This is a genomic window from Streptomyces sp. NPDC002088 (assembly GCF_040296605.1).
Classification (GTDB): domain Bacteria; phylum Actinomycetota; class Actinomycetes; order Streptomycetales; family Streptomycetaceae; genus Streptomyces.
In genome coordinates this window covers 22386-38411 of the sequence record NZ_JBEOXO010000020.1, presented here as the reverse complement: position 1 = coordinate 38411, position 16026 = coordinate 22386, and the positions used below count along the sequence as shown (strand labels likewise).

The following is a 16026-nucleotide window of genomic DNA, read 5'->3' as shown; positions in this document are numbered from 1 at the left end:
TCCAGGCCTTCACCTTCTTGTGCGGATCACCGTAGATACTCCATCGCCTGTAGTGGGTACTGCACCACCCTCGTGCCTTTCGAGGGCGGACACAACCGACGATGGAGCAGACACTGTTCATGGCCGACGAACATATGGCCGTAAGAAACGCTATTCAAGCCATGGCCAACGCCCAGAGTTTCCTCTTTCGAGCAACGGGACCATCCGGAAGGCCGCGTCCGAGAGCCCGCCGAAGGTGTGCCTGTTCCCCTTCCCGGACGGGCCGTGGCCTGCCCGGTACCCGGCCAGGTTCCAGGTGTAGACCGGGACGTCGGCCGGGACCTGCTCGGTCGGGTCGCCGTGGTGGCTGTACGCGTACTGCTCGTCCGTGACGATCAGTACGCGGTCGTGCTTCCGGTAGTGGCGGCGCACCGCCGCTGTGGTGTCGGTGCCGCCCAGGTCGCCGAAGCACTCCAGGACCTTCAGCACCGACTCGCCCTTGCGGAACTTCACGGCGTTGCTGCTCGTACCGAATTCGACGAGATCCGCGTCCGCCGCCCGCAGCGCGAGCGCCGTGCCGAAGATCGCCGCCGCGTCGGCCCGGTTGAGCTCCGAGCGGTCGGACAGCCGCGAGTAGAACATCGAGCCCGAGCGGTCCACGAGCACCAGCGTGCGGCCGGGCAGCGCGGGCACGTTGGCCAGCGAGTGGCCGAGCGCCTGCTCCAGCGGGTACGACCAGCGCAGCGAGGGCGCGTGCTGATACGCGGCGAGGTACCGGAAGGGGAACTGCCGGGAGCGGGCGACCTCCGCCGGGTCGCTGATCCGGGCGGCGACCGTGGCCGCCACCTCGTCGGACACGCCCGCCTGGTCGAAGTTCCGCAGGTTCCGCACGAGCGCCGTCGCGCCCATGGACGGGATCACGGCCTCCCAGGCCGCCTTGTCCATCGGGCCCTGCAGCCAGCCCGCCAGCGCCTCCCACGTCATCCCGGCCGCCGCGAGCCGCTCGGCGCCACCCTCCGAGGTGACGACCGCGCGCCGCTCCTCGACCGGCAGCGCCATGAGCTCGCGGTGCGTGGTCAGGACGCGGTTCGACACGGGCGGCACGGCGGTGTCCGGGTTGTGCCGGCGGTCGAGGGCGTACTGGAACAGCTCGCCCTGCCACGGCTTGTCCGGGTCCGGCGCCGCGTGCACCAGGTTGAGGATGTCGCCGAAGCGGTAGCCCTTGGACGCGGTGTCGTACTTCAGCAGCGACTTGCCGCTGTACAGGCGTCGTACGGCGTCGGCGATGCCGCGCTTGGCGGGCTTCGGGACGGCACGGCCGTACACCGAGGTCCAGTACGCGAGCAGCTCGCCGGGCTCGTCCGGGCGCTGGAGCACGGAGGCCACGACCTGCCGGTTCGGCGGGCCGTCGGTCGCGCCGGCGTCCAGTCGCGCCTTCACGTACTCGGCGGCGCCCATGATCGAGGCCGTGCGGAGGTTGCCCTCGCCGCGCAGCCAGCCCAGCAGGCCGGCGGTCCACGCCGGGTCCTCGACGGCGAGCCGGCGCACGAGCTCGGCGAAGCGGTCGTCGCGATCCTTGGCGCGCTCGTAGAAGGTGTCCGCGGCAAAGTGGGACACCGCCAGCAGGAAGAGCTCGGAGCGCGCGTCCCGCTCGTGGCCGCGGCCGCCCTCATAGGTGCGGAGCACACGCCCCGTCGATGTCACCCGCGAGGTCGGCTGAGCCTTCGCGGCCCGGGTGTTGAATCGCGCCATGGTGAATTCCCCCGAATTCTTCTACGACTTTCCAGTCGTGTTCCAGAGGGAGGCGCAGAAAAAGGAGGGTGCCCGAGATCAGGGGTCGGCGACGGACTTTATTCAGATGCTCTGCCGATTGAGCTACACCGACCCGAAGTCGATGACGGGACTTGAACCCGCAACCTTCCGATCCCTGAAGTAACCGTTGCCTGCGCACCGGGCACCCACCATGAGCTGCGCCTCCCGAGATCAGAGTCGGCTGCGGCCTGAGATGTTTTACGATCGAAGTAGCCGCAGCCTGCGCACCGGGAGGTGCATGAAGTTGTGGTGTCCAGAGTTCAGGTCGGCGGAACCGACGTAGGTGCTCTAACCCCTGAGCTACACCGGCCTGTTGTGCCGGTGACGGGACTCGAACCCGCGGCCGCCCCATTATGAGTGGAAGTAGGTCCTGCCTTCGCACCTGGACAGGCATCACTCTAGGAGGCGTACCGCGGGACGAGCGACCGAATTAATTACCCGCGCTTCTGGCGCTTCCAGGGCCCCGTGATGGCCAGCATGATGCCGGGGGTCTGGATGTTGGCGAACAGCGTCTTTCCGTCGGGCGAGAACGTGACGCCGGTGAACTCGCTGTACTCGGGCTTCTCCGCGGTGCCGATGTTCAGCTCGTTGCGGGCGATGGGGTAGGTGCGGCCGCTGTCGGTGGCGCCGAAGAGGTGCTGGACGCCCTCGCCGTCCTCGGCGATGACGAGGCCGCCGTACGGGGAGACGGTGATGTTGTCGGGGCCGTCGAAGGCGCCGTCGACGGACGGGTCGGGGTTGACGCCGATCAGGACCTTGAGGGTCAGGGTGCGGCGCTTGGGGTTGTAGAACCAGACCGCGCCGTCGTGCTGGACGGGGCTCTCGGTGCGGGCGTACGAGGAGACGATGTACGTGCCGCCGTCGCCCCACCACATGCCTTCGAGCTTGCGGGCGCGGGTGACCTCGCCGGTGCCGAACTGCTTGCGCACCGAGACCGTCTTCGCGTCGCGGTCGGGGACGTCGACCCAGTCGACGCCGTACACCGTGCCGATCTTGGTGGCGCGGGAGAGGTCGTCGACGAACTGGCCGCCGGAGTCGAAGCACTTGAAGGCCTGGAGCACGCCCGCGCCCTCGGCGAGGGTGCGCAGCTTGCCGTGGCCGTGGCGGAAGCCCTCGGGCGGGGTCCAGCGGTACAGGAGGCCGTTCGGGTTGGCCGCGTCCTCGGTGAGGTAGAGGTGGCCGCTCTTGGGGTCGACGACGACGGCCTCGTGGGCGTAGCGGCCGAGCGCCTTGATGGGCTGGGGGTTGTGGTTGGCGCGGCGGTCGGTGGGGTCGACCTCGAAGACGTAGCCGTGGTCCTTGGTGAAGCCGTTGGTGCCGGTCTTGTCCTCGGTCTCCTCACAGGTGAGCCAGGTGCCCCAAGGGGTGTTGCCGCCCGCGCAGTTGGTGGCGGTGCCCGCGATGCCGACCCATTCGGCGACGTGGCCGCCGGGGCGGATCTCGACGACCGTGCAGCCGCCGGCCGCGGCCGGGTCGTAGACCAGGCCCTCGGTGAGCGGGACCGGGTGGGGCCACTGAGCGCGGGGGCCGGCCAGCTCGTGGTTGTTGACGAGGAGGGTCGTGCCACGGGGGCCGTCGAAGGTGGACGTGCCGTCGTGGTTGGAGGGGGTGAACTCGCCTGATTCCAGCTTGGTCTGGCCGCTGTAGGTGATGACGCGGTACTTGAACCCGGCGGGCAGGGCGAGGAGGCCTTCGGGGTCGGCGATCAGCGGTCCGTAGCCGACCCCGCCGTGCGCGCCGGCCGACTCCTCCCCGGCACTGTCGGTGTCTGTGGACGCGAGGGCGTTCGGCGCGGTGGCGAGCGCGCCGACGCTGCCCGCCAGCGCGACCCCGGCACCGGTGATCGCGGATTTTCTGGCGAAGTCCCTGCGGGTGAGCGACATGGTGTCTCCTGTGACGGTGGCTGTGCCGTGGAGGGTGGCGGACCTCGGTTCGGCGCCACCGTCCCGCCCGCGTCTGAACGGGAGTTGAACACCGGGCGTCCGGGGCGGGCTCCGTTCCATGAATCCGTACGGGCCCGCCCCACAGGAAGCAAAATGAGTACTGTGGCGGTTGCTCAGCCCTGTTGCTGCGACCGCGCCTTGAAGGCCGCCTTCCGGGCCTGCTTGGCCACCTTCTTGTCGGGGTGGAGGCGGCCCATCGCCTCCAGGACGTCGGCCGTGGCCGGGTGGTCCACCCGCCAGGCGGCGGCGAAGAAACCGCTGTGCTGCTCGGCGAGTCCCTCCACGAGGGCCTGGAGTTCCTCGGAGTTGCCTTCGGCCGCCAGCTGTGCGGCCACGGTGTCGATGGTGAGCCAGAAGACCATGGCCTCCGACGGCACCGGCACGTCGGGGGCGCCCCGCTCGCTCAGCCACACCCGGGCGAGACCGCCCAGTTCGGCGTCGTCGAGGACTTCGCGCAGCGCCGGTTCGGCCTCCGCGCCGACCAGGGACAGGGCCTGCTGGCAGCGCAGTCGCCGCAGTGGTGCGCCGGCATCGGTGCCGCGTGCCGCCGCGAGCAACTCCCGTGCCGCCGCCAGGGGTTCGCGGTGCGCCAGCCAGTGCTCGGTCTCGGCGTGTGCCGCCGCCGGCGGGAACGTGGCCGTCCCGTCGAGCAGCGCGTCCGCGCCCTTGTCCGAAAGGTCACCGACGGCGGGTGCCTCGAAGCCGGCCTCCAGCAGCCGCGCGCGCAGCCCGTACCGGCCCAGGGGCGTGAGGCGGACCATGCCGTAGCGGGAGACATCGGTGTCGTCGACCGCCGCCGAGGGTTCCTCGGCGGCGTCCTCGGTGTCCGCCATGAGCGTCTCGTCGACCGGCTGGTAGTCCACCAGCCCCACGGGCTCCAGCAGCCGGAACTGGTCGTCCAGCCGCATCATCGCGTCGGACACCTGCTCCAGCACGTCGTTGGTGGGCTCGCCCATGTCGCCGGGCACGATCATCGACGCGGCGAGCGCCGGGAGCGGTACGGGGCTGTCGCCGGGGCCGTCCTCGCTCACCGTCAGCAGGTACAGGTTGCCCAGGACGCCCTCGAGGAACTCGGCCTCCGCCTCCGGGTCCCACTCCAGCTCGGAGAGGTCGATCTCGCCGCCCTCGCTCATCGCCGCGACCAGGTCGTCGAGGTCGGGCACGCTCGCATCGGCCAGCACGGTCTCCAGCGCGGCCAGCCACACCCCGAGCACGTCGTGCGGCGAGCCGCCGCTGAGCAGGGCGAGGTCCTCGCCCGCCGCCACGGTGCCCGCCTCCTCGTCGACGACCTCGACGAGCCCGGTGTCCACGGCGATCCCCCAGGCCTCGCTCGCGAGGGCGGCGGCGTCGTCGCCGGTCAGCCCGAGGGTCTCGGCCGCCGCGGGCAGTTGCTCCTCGGCAAGGCCGCCTCCGGCGTCGACCCGGGTGCCGGGTCCGGCCCAGCGGGCGAGCCGGGCGGCCCGGGAGAGCAACGGCGTGGACAGGGCGTCCCGCGCCAGCTCCGCTTCGGGGTGCAGCCGCACCGGTGGCAGGGAGGAGCTGGAGCTGTCTGACATCGGTTGGTTCTCCTAGGGCGCCTTGACGGCCGTACGTATCACGGTTCAACCACTCAGCCTAGACGGATTTCCACCCATGCCGCCCGGTTCATCTGCTCGTCGGGTCCGTACACGGCTGAAACCTTGACAAGTGGCCTGAGCAGGCCGGAGATTGACGCGCGTAGAAACCGGACGGACATCTGTTCACCGCAATTCTACGCGCGTCACCACTGAGCCGGGCGGCAACCTCCGCCAGGTGTTCCTGTTCGACCCGGAGCGGGTCTCCTTCACCGACCGGGCGGGCGGCGACGCCACGACCGCCGTCGGCGTCACCAAGGTGCACGGCAAGGCGCAGCCGACGGCCTCCTCCAGCCGGATCGACCCGGCCGGCACGGCCGGGTCGTCCAGCCACAAGCCGCTGGTCGGCGAGTTCGTCTTCCGTGACAGGACGGTCTTCGTGATCGCCGACCACTTCAACCCCAAGGGCGGCGACCAGGGGCTGACCTCGCGGTACCAGCCGGTGGTACGCAGCTCGGAGACCCAGCGCCACCTCCAGGCGACGGCCGCCAACGCGTTCGTCAAGACAACGACCAGATCAGCGACCACGACCCGCAGGTGCTGCGGTTCAAGCCGTAGCCCGCACTCAGGACCGGGACTCGGACTGGGACCGGCTGAACACCCCGTTCAGCCAGTCCTGCCAGGCGGTCTCGTTCACCTTCGCGTCGGCATCCGGCGCGAAGTCGTGGACGGAGATGCCGACCGGCGCACCCCAGTGGTTGCGTCCGAAGAAGCGGATGAGGGCGCCGTCGGTCCGTAGCCCGAGGAAGTACGGGTTGCGGTAGTCGACCACGGCGTCGAACGCCTGCCCGGCGGGCCCGCGGGCCGTCACCCGCGCGCCCTGTGCCGTGTCCTCGGCGAGGCCGAGGGCCCGGCCCACGGCGGCGAAGGCGTCGGCGGCCGTGGACGCCCCGGGACCGTCGAGCGTCGCGAAGGCGACCGGGCGGCCCGCGAAGTGGGTCAGGTACTCGCGCAGGGTGTGCAGGTAGAAGTCGGTGTGCTTGCTCGCGCCGTCGTACTGGTTGTCCCAGTCGTCGGTGAAGATCCCGCTGTGCACATACCGCACCCAGGCGCGCCGGCCTCCGTCGCGTGACTCGATGACGTGCTCGAGCTGGTTCACGCTCTGGACGGGGAAACCGACGTCCTCGCTGCGGATGGTGAGGTGGTGCGGGGGGTCGTAGGTGGTGACCGTGGATCCGAAGGCCGCCTTGCCGCCGACCTTGGGCTCGGGCGGCTCCATCGGCCACAGGTATCCGCCGGTGCCGTCGGTGATCGCCTCCCACACCTCCTCGGGCGTGGCGTCGACCTCGAACTCGCGGGTGATCTCGAATTCCTTGGACATGACTGGCTCCTGGCTACTTCTCGTCGAGTTCCGGGATGGTGGCGGGTGGCTGGGGTTTGACCGTGGGATGGAGGGCTACGACGATCCGGTGGTCGCGGCCGTCCTCGGCGTCGGGGGCGTCGTACTTGCGGATCAGGGCGCTCACCCCGGCCGTGAGTTCCTCGACGAACGCTGCCCGGTCGGCGGCCGAGGCGAAGCGCACCTCGCCGTCCAGCGCGTACGTCGCCAGCCGTTTGCGGGCCTTCGCGGCGCCGGTGATCAGCGAGCCGACGTCCCTGACCAGCCGGGCGCCGAGGGCGAGCAGCCAGCGCGCGGAAAGCTGGTCGCGGAAGCGGTCCGGGTCCGGCTGCACGGCGGCGAGCGCGAGCGGCGAGATGACGTACGACGCCGCCGTCGCGCGCATCAGCCGCTCGGTGACGTTGCCCTTGCGGCGCTCGCCGGCCAGCTCCACCAGGCCGTGCCGCTCCAGGGCCTTGAGGTGGTAGTTCACCTTCTGCCTGGGCAGCCCGACCTTGCCGGCCAGCATGGCGGCCGAGGCGGGGCCTGCGGCCAGCTCGGCGAGCAGCCCGGCCCTGATGGGGTCCAGGGAGACGGCGGCGGCCTCGGGGTCCTCGATCACGGTGACATCCAGCATGCGTCCACCGTCTCACCGAAAACTTTTTTTGTCCAGGCGGCTGGAGTGTTCGGTGGCGGCGCGGACGCGGAGGCCGACCGGACAGGGCTCGGCCCGGGCCGGAGAACCGACCCGGGCCGCGACGCGCGGTTGGGTTCTGTGCCGCGATTGTGCGCTGCCCCGCAGTTGCACCCTGTGCCGCAGTCGTGCGCTGCCCCGCAGTTGCGCCCTGTGCCGCTACCGCCCGTCGTGCCGTCTCCGTAGCACGCCGGCCGCGACGATCGCCGCCCCCGCCGCACCGACGATCAGCACCGGCCGCGGATGCCGCCGCCCGGCCCGGACGGCGCGGCGGAACGGACCCGGGAGCACGTGCTCCGCCGAGCGTCCCGCCCGCGTCGCCGTGTCATGGAGGCTGTGTCCCGCTCGCGCGGCGGTGTCCTGGAGACTGTGCCCCGCCCATGCGGCCGTGTCCTGCAGACCATGGCCGGCGTGCACCGCCGTGTCCTGCACGCCCTGACCGGCCTGTGCGGCGCTGCTGCGCAGCTGGACGGTCATCGCGCCGACCCGGTCCCCGAGGTCGGCCACACGGGCCTTCGCGCGACCCTTGACGTCCACCTTCGCCGCCAATTCATGGACGGTGTCGCCGAGTTGGCTCCTGGTCCGCTCGATCTGGCGGCGCAGCCCGTCGGGCCCCTTGGCCCCGGCCGCGCCTTGCGCTGTCCTGCCTGTCGTCATCGGTGGGCCCTTCCCCTGATCTCCTCGACATCGGCCCTGACGCTGCCGAGGGCCTCCTCGGGCGTGGGCGGTGCGGCCCGGCGCAGTCGGGCACGACCGGTCGCGGCCGGCAGGCCCGCGAACACGAACAGCACCCCCGTCACGATGAGCGCCGCGGCCCACACGGGCAACGTCAGCGAGAGGGCGGCGGTGGCCGCGCCGGCCAGGGCGAGCAGACCCGCGTAGGCGACGGCACCCTCGGCGCCCGGCAGTCCGCCGCCACGCCCCGCACGCCGCACCTTTTCGGTCAACTCCTCCTTGGCAAGGATCACTTCCTGCCGTACGAGCCGGGAAAGCTGTTCGGTGGCCTGTCCGACGAGTTCGGCCACGGAGCGGCGCTCCGCGTCCCGTCCACCCCGCACGGGCCGGGCGTCCATGGTCCCGGTCACGATGTCCCGCCTCCTCTTCGGTCACGGAACAATCGGGTACCCGGGCGGGGCCCTCCTATCCCCGCGGCTCCCCACCAGGCCCACCCTCGCCCAACCGCGCCAGCTGGGTCTGGAACCAGTCCAACCGCGCCTGCAACAGGGCGGCCTCGGCGACGAGTTCGGGCACGCCGAGGCCGTCGGGGGCGACGAGGTCCGCCGCCGACGCCGGGCCACCGGTGCCGGACCCGACCCGTAGCCCGTCGCCGGCCAGCCGGGCGAATGCCGCGAGCGACAGGGACGTACGGCCGCGTACGCAGCCCGTGCAGGCGGCCGCCAGGGCACGCCAGCCGGGTCGGCCCCAACCGGCGTCGGCGAGCGTGGCCGGGACCGTGCCGCACGCGCACGGTCCGACCGTCGCCGTGCGCACCCGCTGGCGGGCGTAGCGGAAGCCGCGCTCGAAGCGGATGTAGGCGCCCAGGACGGAGACCTCGAGCAGGACGGCCGCCCGGTGCTCGGCCGTGCACAGCAGCGCCTCGGCCGCCGTGCGGTCGTGTACGCAGTGGAAGCCGCAGTCGCAGCGGCGGTGCGGTGCCCGGTGCCGCAGGCCGTAGACGCAGGACGCGTCGGCCACGACTCCGTACGGCAGCGCGCCGCCGAGCGACACGCCGGTGAACCCGGCCCGGGTGCCGTCCTGGGACAGCACCGGGTGGGCGATCTTGAATCCGGTCGGCGGCTCCGTCGGGCGTTCCTCCGGAAGCCGCAGCCTCATCGGGCGGCCGGCACCTCTTCGGGCGCGGCGGCGCGCACTTCCTGTGCCTCTTCGGGGAGCTCGAGTTCCGCTTCCTCCGGCCGGACCTGCGGCCGCTCCTCCGCGACGCCGGTGGCGAGTGCCTTGCCGAGCTTCATGACGCCTCCCATGACCAGGGGTCGATGACCGTCCTGCCCATAGTGACCCATGAGTGACCGAATTGGACACAGGGCCTCCGCCCACCCCACCAGCTCCGCGTACCGTCGCCCCATGGCTGACGAGGGCTTCCGGCATCCGCGGCTCGCCGCGATCTACGACCCGCTCGACCCCGATCGCGGTGATCTCGACGCGTACGTCCGCGTGGCGGAGGAGTTCGGGGTGCGGCGCGTACTGGACATCGGCTGCGGGACGGGCGTGTTCGCGCTGCTGCTGGCCGACCGGGGCATCGAGGTCGTCGGGGTCGATCCCGCCCTGGCCTCCCTGGACGTGGCCCGGGCCAAGCCGGGCGGCGGGCGGGTGCGCTGGATCTGCGGTGACGCGACGGCTCTGCCGCCGCTGCGGGTCGACCTCGCGACGATGACGGCGAACGTCGCCCAGCACATCACCGACCCGCAGGCATGGCGGCGCTCCCTGCAAGGGACCCACGCGGCGCTGCGGCCCGGCGGGCGTCTGGTCTTCGAGACACGGGATCCGGCGCGGCGGGCATGGGAGGAGTGGAACCGCGAGGCCTCGTACGCGGTGACGGAGATCCCGGGCGTCGGTGCGGTGGAGAGGTGGGTGGAGGTGACCGAGGTGAGCGGGCCGCTGGTGACGTTCCGCTGGACCCATGTGTTCGCGGCGGACGGGCAGGTGCTGACCTCGGCCTCGACGCTGCGCTTCCGCGAGCGGGAGGAGGTCGAGGCGGACCTGGTCGCCCAGGGATACATGGTGGAGGACGTGCGGGACGCGCCCGACCGCCCCGGCCGCGAGCTCGTCTTCGTCGCACGGGCAGTCCATGATGCCCAGGACACACCCACCTCTCAGTAACCCTTACGAATACCTCGTAGAAGAATTAAGTGGAGCTTCACGATTGCCTTGCCGAGACTACTCCCATGACGAACGCAGGTTCCTCGAACCCTCCCTTCGGCCGCGCCCTCTGCGCCATGATCACGCCGTTCACCGAGGCGGGCGCGCTCGACCTCGACGGCGCGCAGCGGCTCGCCGGCCGACTGGTGGCGGAGGGGTGCGACGGGCTCGTCCTGTCCGGCACGACGGGTGAGTCGCCGACCACGACGGACGCCGAGAAGTCGGCGCTGATCAGGGCCGTGCGCGAGGCGGTGGGCGACCGGGTCTCCCTCGTGGCGGGCGTGGGCACGTTCGACACACGGCACACCGTGGAGCTCGCCCTGGAGGCCGAAAAGGCGGGCGCCGACGCGGTGTTGGTGGTCACCCCGTACTACAGCAGGCCCCCGCAGGACGCGGTCGAGGCGCACTTCCGGGAGGTCGCGGACGCCTCCGGGCTGCCGGTCGTGCTGTACGACATCCCCGGCCGCACCGGCACCCGCATCGAACCCGACACGATGATCCGCCTCGCCGAACACCCGAGGATCGTCGCCGTCAAGGACTGCTCCTACGACTTCCTCGGCACCCAGAAGGTGCTGTCCCGCACGGACCTGGCGTACTACGCGGGCTGCGACGAGCACAACCTCGCCCTGTACGCGGTGGGCGCCGCTGGATACGTCAGCACGGTCGCGAACGTGGTCCCGCGCCAACTCCGCTCGGTCCTGGACGCGTTCGACGCGGGCGACACGGCTGAGGCGGCCCGCCTCCAGCAACGGGCCACCCCGCTCATCGAGTTGATGATGTCGGCGGGCCTGCCCGGCACCGTAACCGCCAAGGCGCTCCTGGGCGCCCTCGGAATGCCGGCCGGCCCGGTCCGCGCACCGCTGCTGCCCGCCGGCCGCGAGGCCGTCGACGGGCTGCTGGCGGAGTACGAGCGGCTCGTGGCCGGCTGATCCGAGCTCTGCTCAGCGCTCGGCGAAGACAGGCTCCCACTGCCGGCCCGGGTCTTCCGTCTGCTCGCGAGGGCCACTCAGCTGTACGACCTTGTCGCTGCCGATCGTGACCAGCACGAGCATGGGCCGGTACACCTCCGAGCCCGCGGCGCGCTCCCACGCGATGAGCCGCTTGTCGTCCGCCCAGGCGAGCAGCTCCGCACCGCGGACCTTGACGATCTCCTTTCCGGTGCGGGGATCGCGGATCGCGGAGTACGACTTGTCGGGGACCTCTTTCGTCAGACCGCCCGCGGCGAGCCTGCCGTCCGGGGACAGCCGTGCGCCGACGTCCCAGCGCAGGTACCGCTCCTTCGCGGGCGCGGCGACCTCATTGCCCAGGAGGTCGTAGTACTGCTGCATGCCGTCGCGTTCCCCGACGATCCTCGAGAACACCAGGCTGCCGTCGCGACTGAAGGCGAAGTCCTCGCGGCCGTTGACATCGCGGCGGGGCGCGACACGGGCCCAGGAACCTCCCCCGGAGGCCACGTCGAGGACGCGGAAGCCGGTCCGGCTCGATCTGCCGTAGGGCGCCATCCAGCCGACTTCCCCGGAGGTACTCGTCACCTCCACACGCAGATCCGGGTTCTCGCCGTAGGTCGTCGCGACGAGCTTCCTCCCGTCGTGCGAGAACGCGAGTCCGCCGACCCCTTGGTCGACCGGGATCCAGCGCTCGACCTTTCCCGTGGCGAGGTCGAGCAGGCCGATCCGCCGGGCGGGGAGGTCCTGCTCCAGGACGGCGGCCGTCTTCATGCCGGGGGCGACGGCGACGTAGGACCACTTGGTGGTCTTCACGTACGTGCCGGTCTTCGGGTCGAGCAGCCAGTAGGTACGGACGACGACGCCGGTGTCGTCCGCCTGCTTGACGATCTCCGACGTGTAGTACGCGGCCAGCGCCACGTCCCCGGCGGCGATCAGGTCGCGCGGCGGCGACTGGTCGGGGTGAGCGCTGGTCCCGCCCCCGTCCACCACGCCCGCCGGACGTACGTCGCCCTTGCCGGAATCCAGCAGCGGCACCCCCACCGCGACGGCGACCACGGCCGCGGTGGCCGCGGCGACGGAGGCGAGCCTGCGGGTGCGGCTTCGCCGGCGGGCGGCCAGTACCCGGTCGGCGAACCCCGGTCCCGCCGACGGCTGCCCAGCAGCCTGTTCCCGCAGGGACGCGCGCACCAGTTCCTCGACGTTCACGGACGCACCTCCACGGGCGAGAAGTCACGGGACGACGGCTGTTGCTCGGCGTCGGCGGCGCCGAGTGCCGCGAGTTCGGGCGCGAGGGTGCGCAGCCGGGCGAGGGAGCGGTGGGTGGTGGACCGTACGGTGCCGACGGAGCAGCCCAGCAGCCGCGCCACGTCGGCCTCGGGCAGGTCCTCGAAGTAGCGCAGCACCAGCACGGTGCGCTGGCGGGCAGTGAGCCGGGACAGCGCACCGCGCATCACCACGCGCAGTTCCGCGGCGGACGAGGCGTCCACGCCCGCTCCGCCGTCCGGCGGTTCGGCGACGCTGACCTCGCGTCTGGGCCACTTCAGCCGCCATCGGCTGACCTGCTGGCGGTAGAGGACCTGCCGTACGTAGGCCTCGGGCTCGTCGATGCGGTGCCAGCGCCCGGCCGCCTTGACCAGGGCGTTCTGCAACAGGTCCTCGCCCGCGTGCCGGTCGCCGCCGCTGAGCAGCACGGCGGTCTTCAGCAGCGCCGACGACCTGCTGTCCACGAACTCCCTGAAACCCGCCAGCCGTTCGGCATCCATCGTCACCTTCTCTTCCCCCGGGCGGCCCCGATGTCCAGCCCCTGTGTCCCATGTGACGCGCGCGGCGGGCCGCGGCTATGCCTGTCCCGGCAGGAAATTCTCCACGTGCTCCGCACCCACGTTGCCGTACGGTGGCCGGGTGAGCCGCCCCCTGCTCTTCCTCGACGTCGACGGTCCCCTCAACCCGTACGCCGCGCAGCCGGAGCGGCGGCCCGAGGGCTATACGACGATCAGGGTCGCCCTGCACCCGGGCAGGGCGCTGCGGGTCTGGCTGAATCCCGAGCACGGCGCGGCGCTGCTCGGCCTGCCGTTCGAGCTGTGCTGGGCCACGACGTGGATGGACGCGGCGAACCGCTGGATCGCACCGGTCGTGGGGCTGCCCGCACTGCCGTACGTCGACTTCGGCACGCACCTGTTCGCGGAGCGGCCCGACGGGGTGCACTGGAAGACCGAGGCGATCGTGGCGTACGCCGAGGGCCGGCCCTTCGCCTGGGTGGACGACGAGCAGAGCCCGGCCGACGACGCGTATGTGGCCACCCGCCATCCCGGCCCCGCGCTGCTGCACCACGTCAGTCCGCGGATCGGGCTGACGGACGACGACTTCGCGGCGCTGGCGGAGTTCGCGGCGAGACTGCCAGGCTGACCGCCGGGACGACGAAAGCGCCCTCCCGCCTCCGGGGCGGAAGGGCGCTCACGCGCGCGTGCGGTGCTGCGGGGGATCAGTTGTGGCTGTGCAGGACGTCGTTCAGGCCGCCCCACTCCGCGTTGTTCGGGCGGCCCTCGACCGCGCCGGTGACCGAGTTGCGGCGGAAGAGGATGTTGGAGGCGCCGGACAGCTCGCGGGCCTTGACGATCGTGCCGTCGGGCAGGGTGACGCGGGTGCCGGCGGTGAGGTACAGGCCTGCCTCGACCACGCAGTCGTCGCCGAGGGCGATGCCGACGCCGGCCTCCGCGCCGACCAGGGAGCGCTCACCGATGGCGACACGCTGCTTGCCGCCGCCGGAGAGGGTGCCCATGGTGGAGGCGCCGCCGCCGATGTCCGAGCCGTCGCCGACGACGACGCCCTGGGAGATGCGGCCCTCGACCATGGAGGTGCCGAGGGTGCCGGCGTTGAAGTTGACGAAGCCCTCGTGCATGACGGTGGTGCCGGCCGCGAGGTGAGCGCCGAGGCGGACACGGTCGGCGTCGGCGATCCGGACACCGGCCGGGGCCACGTAGTCCGTCATCCGCGGGAACTTGTCCACGCCGAACACGCTGAGGTGCAGGCCACGCGCGCGTGCGGCGAGCCGTACGGTCTCCAGGGTGTCCACGGCGACCGGGCCGACGGAGGTCCAGGCGACGTTGGCGAGGAAGCCGAAGATGCCGTCCAGGTTCTGCTCGTTCGGCTTGACCAGGCGGTGCGAGAGCAGGTGCAGCCGCAGGTAGACGTCGTGGGTGTCGAGCGGCTTGTCGTCGAGCGAGGAGATGACCGTACGGACCGCGACGATCTCCACGCCCCGCACCTCGTCCTTGCACAGGGCGGCGACGCCGTGCTCACCGAGCAGCTCGCGGGTGCGCTCGGTGTCGAGCCGCTCGGTGCCGGCGGGGCCCGGTTCGGCGGACAGCTCGGGCGCGGGGAACCAGGTGTCGAGAACGGTGCCGTCGGCGGCGACGGTAGCAAGCCCGGCGGCCACGGCGCCGGTGGTACGAGGAGCAGTCGTGTCGGTCATAAGGGCAACCTAACCGGACGGGGGCCGCGGAGGCCAACCAGTGGGGGGCCGTCTCAGGTGGCGGGCGCCGTCACACCCGCCGCTCCGCAACTCGCACCACCGGAGCCTCCGCCTCCGCCTCGCCGTCCGCCCCACGCCTCAACCGCCCCGCTCCCAGCACCGCGCCCCCGGCCGCCAGCCCCAGCCCCGCGCACACCGGCCACAGCACCCCCGGGGCCGCCTCGTACAGCGCGCCCCCGAGCGGTGCCGCCAGGACCACTCCGCTGATGGACACCCCGGCGTAGAGGGACTGGAAACGGCCTTGGACGTGTTCCGGGGCCCGGTCGGCGACGTACGCGGTGGCGGTGGTCTTGTAGAGGAGTTCGCCGAGCGTGAGGAGGGTCATCATCACGATGGCCGTGCCGAGGCCTGCCCCGGTCGGCAGCACCGCGTAGCCCGCGCCGACCAGCAGCAGCCCGCCGCCCACGATGTGCAGCGGCGACCGGCGGCGCAGCGCGAGCGCCACGGGCAGTTCGAGGCACAGCAGGACCCCGCCGTTGATCGCGAGCAGGGATCCGTACACGCGGGCGTCGAGGCCGTGGTCGGCGAGGTAGACGGGGAAGGTCGAGTACTGCTGCCGGTAGACGACGTCGACGACGAGGATCGCCGGCAGCAGCACCAGTACCGCCGGCCGGGCCCGCAGCGCCGGCCACACTCCGCCCTCCCCACGGTCCGGCCCCGCCGCCCGCTTCACCGCCCCGCGCGCCGGGACCACCCGGGCCGTCCAGCAGGCGAGCCCGAGACTGCCGAGCCCTTCGGCGACGTAGAGCCAGTCGTACGAGAACCGGGTGGCGACCAGCGCGCCCAGCACGGGCCCGACGGTGAACCCTCCGTTGGACGCGGCCCGTACCACCGCGAACGCCTGTCGCCGCGCCCCCTCGGGCACGATCACCGCGACGAGCGCGGAGTTGGCGGCGCGCTGCGCTCCGGACGCGTACTGGGCGACCGGGAGTACGAGGTACAGGGCAGGGGTCGGGAGCAGGGGTACGGCGGCCAGCAGCAGTCCCGAGCCCGCCGCGGCCACGAGCAGCACCCGCCGGTGCTCGAACCGGTCCCCGTACCAGCCACCGGTGAAGTTGCCGGCGACCAGCCCGACGCCCCCGGCGCCGCTGAGCAGGCCCGCCTCGCCCGCGCCCAGTCCGCGCGGTCCGGTCAGGTAGAGGAAGAGGTAGGCGAAACCGACGCTGACGACCATGTTGGCGAAGGTGCCGCCGGCCAGCAGCCACACCGTTCGCGGCACGTCCCGCAGCCCTCGCACCCGTCCCCGCCCTCCCCCGAACCAACCGACCGACCGACCGACCAGCGAGTTAGTTTCTTTTGGGAACTCACTAT

The 16026-nt window shown here is 72.0% G+C and carries 16 protein-coding genes, 1 tRNA gene and 1 pseudogene; 4 read left to right on the top strand and 14 right to left on the bottom strand.

The genetic code is table 11. The features are described 5' to 3' along the window. Positions 1-150: 150 nt before the first annotated feature. From ABT114_RS33970 to ABT114_RS33955, 4 genes are all read right to left on the bottom strand, one after another. Positions 151-1731: a TROVE domain-containing protein gene (locus ABT114_RS33970; protein ID WP_351146765.1), complete on the bottom strand. Its 1581-nt coding sequence runs from the start codon at positions 1729-1731 to the stop codon at positions 151-153. A gap of 376 nt (positions 1732-2107) precedes the next feature. Continuing rightward, positions 2108-2183 (bottom strand) — tRNA-Met (locus ABT114_RS33965). A gap of 42 nt (positions 2184-2225) precedes the next feature. Beyond that, on the bottom strand, positions 2226-3674 hold the full coding sequence (locus tag ABT114_RS33960) for an alkaline phosphatase PhoX (protein ID WP_351146764.1): 1449 nt from the start codon (positions 3672-3674) through the stop codon (positions 2226-2228). A 173-nt stretch (positions 3675-3847) separates the two neighbouring features. Then, positions 3848-5290 (bottom strand): hypothetical protein, encoded by a 1443-nt coding sequence (locus ABT114_RS33955; RefSeq protein ID WP_351146763.1) that lies wholly within the window; start codon positions 5288-5290, stop codon positions 3848-3850. 211 nt (positions 5291-5501) lie between these two features. Between ABT114_RS33955 and ABT114_RS33950 the strand changes: the two are divergent. Continuing rightward, positions 5502-5852 (top strand): annotated as a pseudogene (locus ABT114_RS33950) (endonuclease/exonuclease/phosphatase); the annotation flags it as partial. 60 nt (positions 5853-5912) lie between these two features. On the opposite strand, the gene ABT114_RS33945 reads toward ABT114_RS33950, so the two are convergent. The 6 genes from ABT114_RS33945 to ABT114_RS33920 all read right to left on the bottom strand — a co-directional run bounded on the left by ABT114_RS33945 (position 5913) and on the right by ABT114_RS33920 (position 9329). Next, positions 5913-6668: an SRPBCC family protein gene (locus tag ABT114_RS33945; RefSeq protein ID WP_351146762.1), complete on the bottom strand. Its 756-nt coding sequence runs from the start codon at positions 6666-6668 to the stop codon at positions 5913-5915. A gap of 13 nt (positions 6669-6681) precedes the next feature. After that, positions 6682-7302, bottom strand: coding sequence for an ArsR/SmtB family transcription factor (locus ABT114_RS33940; RefSeq protein WP_351146761.1), 621 nt, complete (start codon positions 7300-7302; stop codon positions 6682-6684). 216 nt (positions 7303-7518) lie between these two features. After that, positions 7519-8016: a DUF3618 domain-containing protein gene (locus ABT114_RS33935; RefSeq protein ID WP_351146760.1), complete on the bottom strand. Its 498-nt coding sequence runs from the start codon at positions 8014-8016 to the stop codon at positions 7519-7521. Next, positions 8013-8444 (bottom strand): phage holin family protein, encoded by a 432-nt coding sequence (locus tag ABT114_RS33930; protein WP_502988435.1) that lies wholly within the window; start codon positions 8442-8444, stop codon positions 8013-8015. Before ABT114_RS33930 ends, ABT114_RS33935 begins: the two co-directional genes overlap by 4 nt. 55 nt (positions 8445-8499) lie before the next feature. After that, a complete protein-coding gene (locus ABT114_RS33925; RefSeq protein ID WP_351146759.1) occupies positions 8500-9192 on the bottom strand; it encodes a hypothetical protein in 693 nt (230 codons plus the stop codon). Then, on the bottom strand, positions 9189-9329 hold the full coding sequence (locus ABT114_RS33920; RefSeq protein ID WP_351146758.1) for a hypothetical protein: 141 nt from the start codon (positions 9327-9329) through the stop codon (positions 9189-9191). Before ABT114_RS33920 ends, ABT114_RS33925 begins: the two co-directional genes overlap by 4 nt. Before the next feature lie 112 nt (positions 9330-9441). Here ABT114_RS33920 and ABT114_RS33915 point away from each other — a divergent pair, with 112 nt between their 5' ends. Both ABT114_RS33915 and dapA read left to right on the top strand, forming a co-directional pair. After that, positions 9442-10197: a class I SAM-dependent methyltransferase gene (locus ABT114_RS33915; protein WP_351146757.1), complete on the top strand. Its 756-nt coding sequence runs from the start codon at positions 9442-9444 to the stop codon at positions 10195-10197. 65 nt (positions 10198-10262) lie between these two features. Further along, positions 10263-11165 (top strand): 4-hydroxy-tetrahydrodipicolinate synthase, encoded by a 903-nt coding sequence (dapA, locus tag ABT114_RS33910; RefSeq protein WP_351146756.1) that lies wholly within the window; start codon positions 10263-10265, stop codon positions 11163-11165. A gap of 12 nt (positions 11166-11177) precedes the next feature. Here the strand turns inward: dapA and ABT114_RS33905 are convergent, their stop codons facing one another. After that, complete coding sequence (locus ABT114_RS33905; RefSeq protein WP_351146755.1) at positions 11178-12389, bottom strand: WD40 repeat domain-containing protein; 1212 nt, start codon at positions 12387-12389, stop codon at positions 11178-11180. Continuing rightward, complete coding sequence (locus ABT114_RS33900; protein WP_351146909.1) at positions 12386-12946, bottom strand: SigE family RNA polymerase sigma factor; 561 nt, start codon at positions 12944-12946, stop codon at positions 12386-12388. The genes ABT114_RS33905 and ABT114_RS33900 overlap by 4 nt, the downstream gene beginning before the upstream one ends. Before the next feature lie 139 nt (positions 12947-13085). On the opposite strand from ABT114_RS33900, the gene ABT114_RS33895 reads away from it, so the two are divergent. Next, positions 13086-13589, top strand: a complete 504-nt coding sequence (locus tag ABT114_RS33895; protein WP_351146754.1) for an HAD domain-containing protein — start codon at positions 13086-13088, stop codon at positions 13587-13589. A gap of 76 nt (positions 13590-13665) precedes the next feature. Here the strand turns inward: ABT114_RS33895 and dapD are convergent, their stop codons facing one another. Both dapD and ABT114_RS33885 read right to left on the bottom strand, forming a co-directional pair. Continuing rightward, positions 13666-14655, bottom strand: a complete 990-nt coding sequence (gene dapD, locus ABT114_RS33890; protein WP_351146753.1) for a 2,3,4,5-tetrahydropyridine-2,6-dicarboxylate N-succinyltransferase — start codon at positions 14653-14655, stop codon at positions 13666-13668. A gap of 70 nt (positions 14656-14725) precedes the next feature. Beyond that, a complete protein-coding gene (locus ABT114_RS33885) occupies positions 14726-15934 on the bottom strand; it encodes an MFS transporter (protein ID WP_502988434.1) in 1209 nt (402 codons plus the stop codon). Positions 15935-16026: the final 92 nt, after the last annotated feature.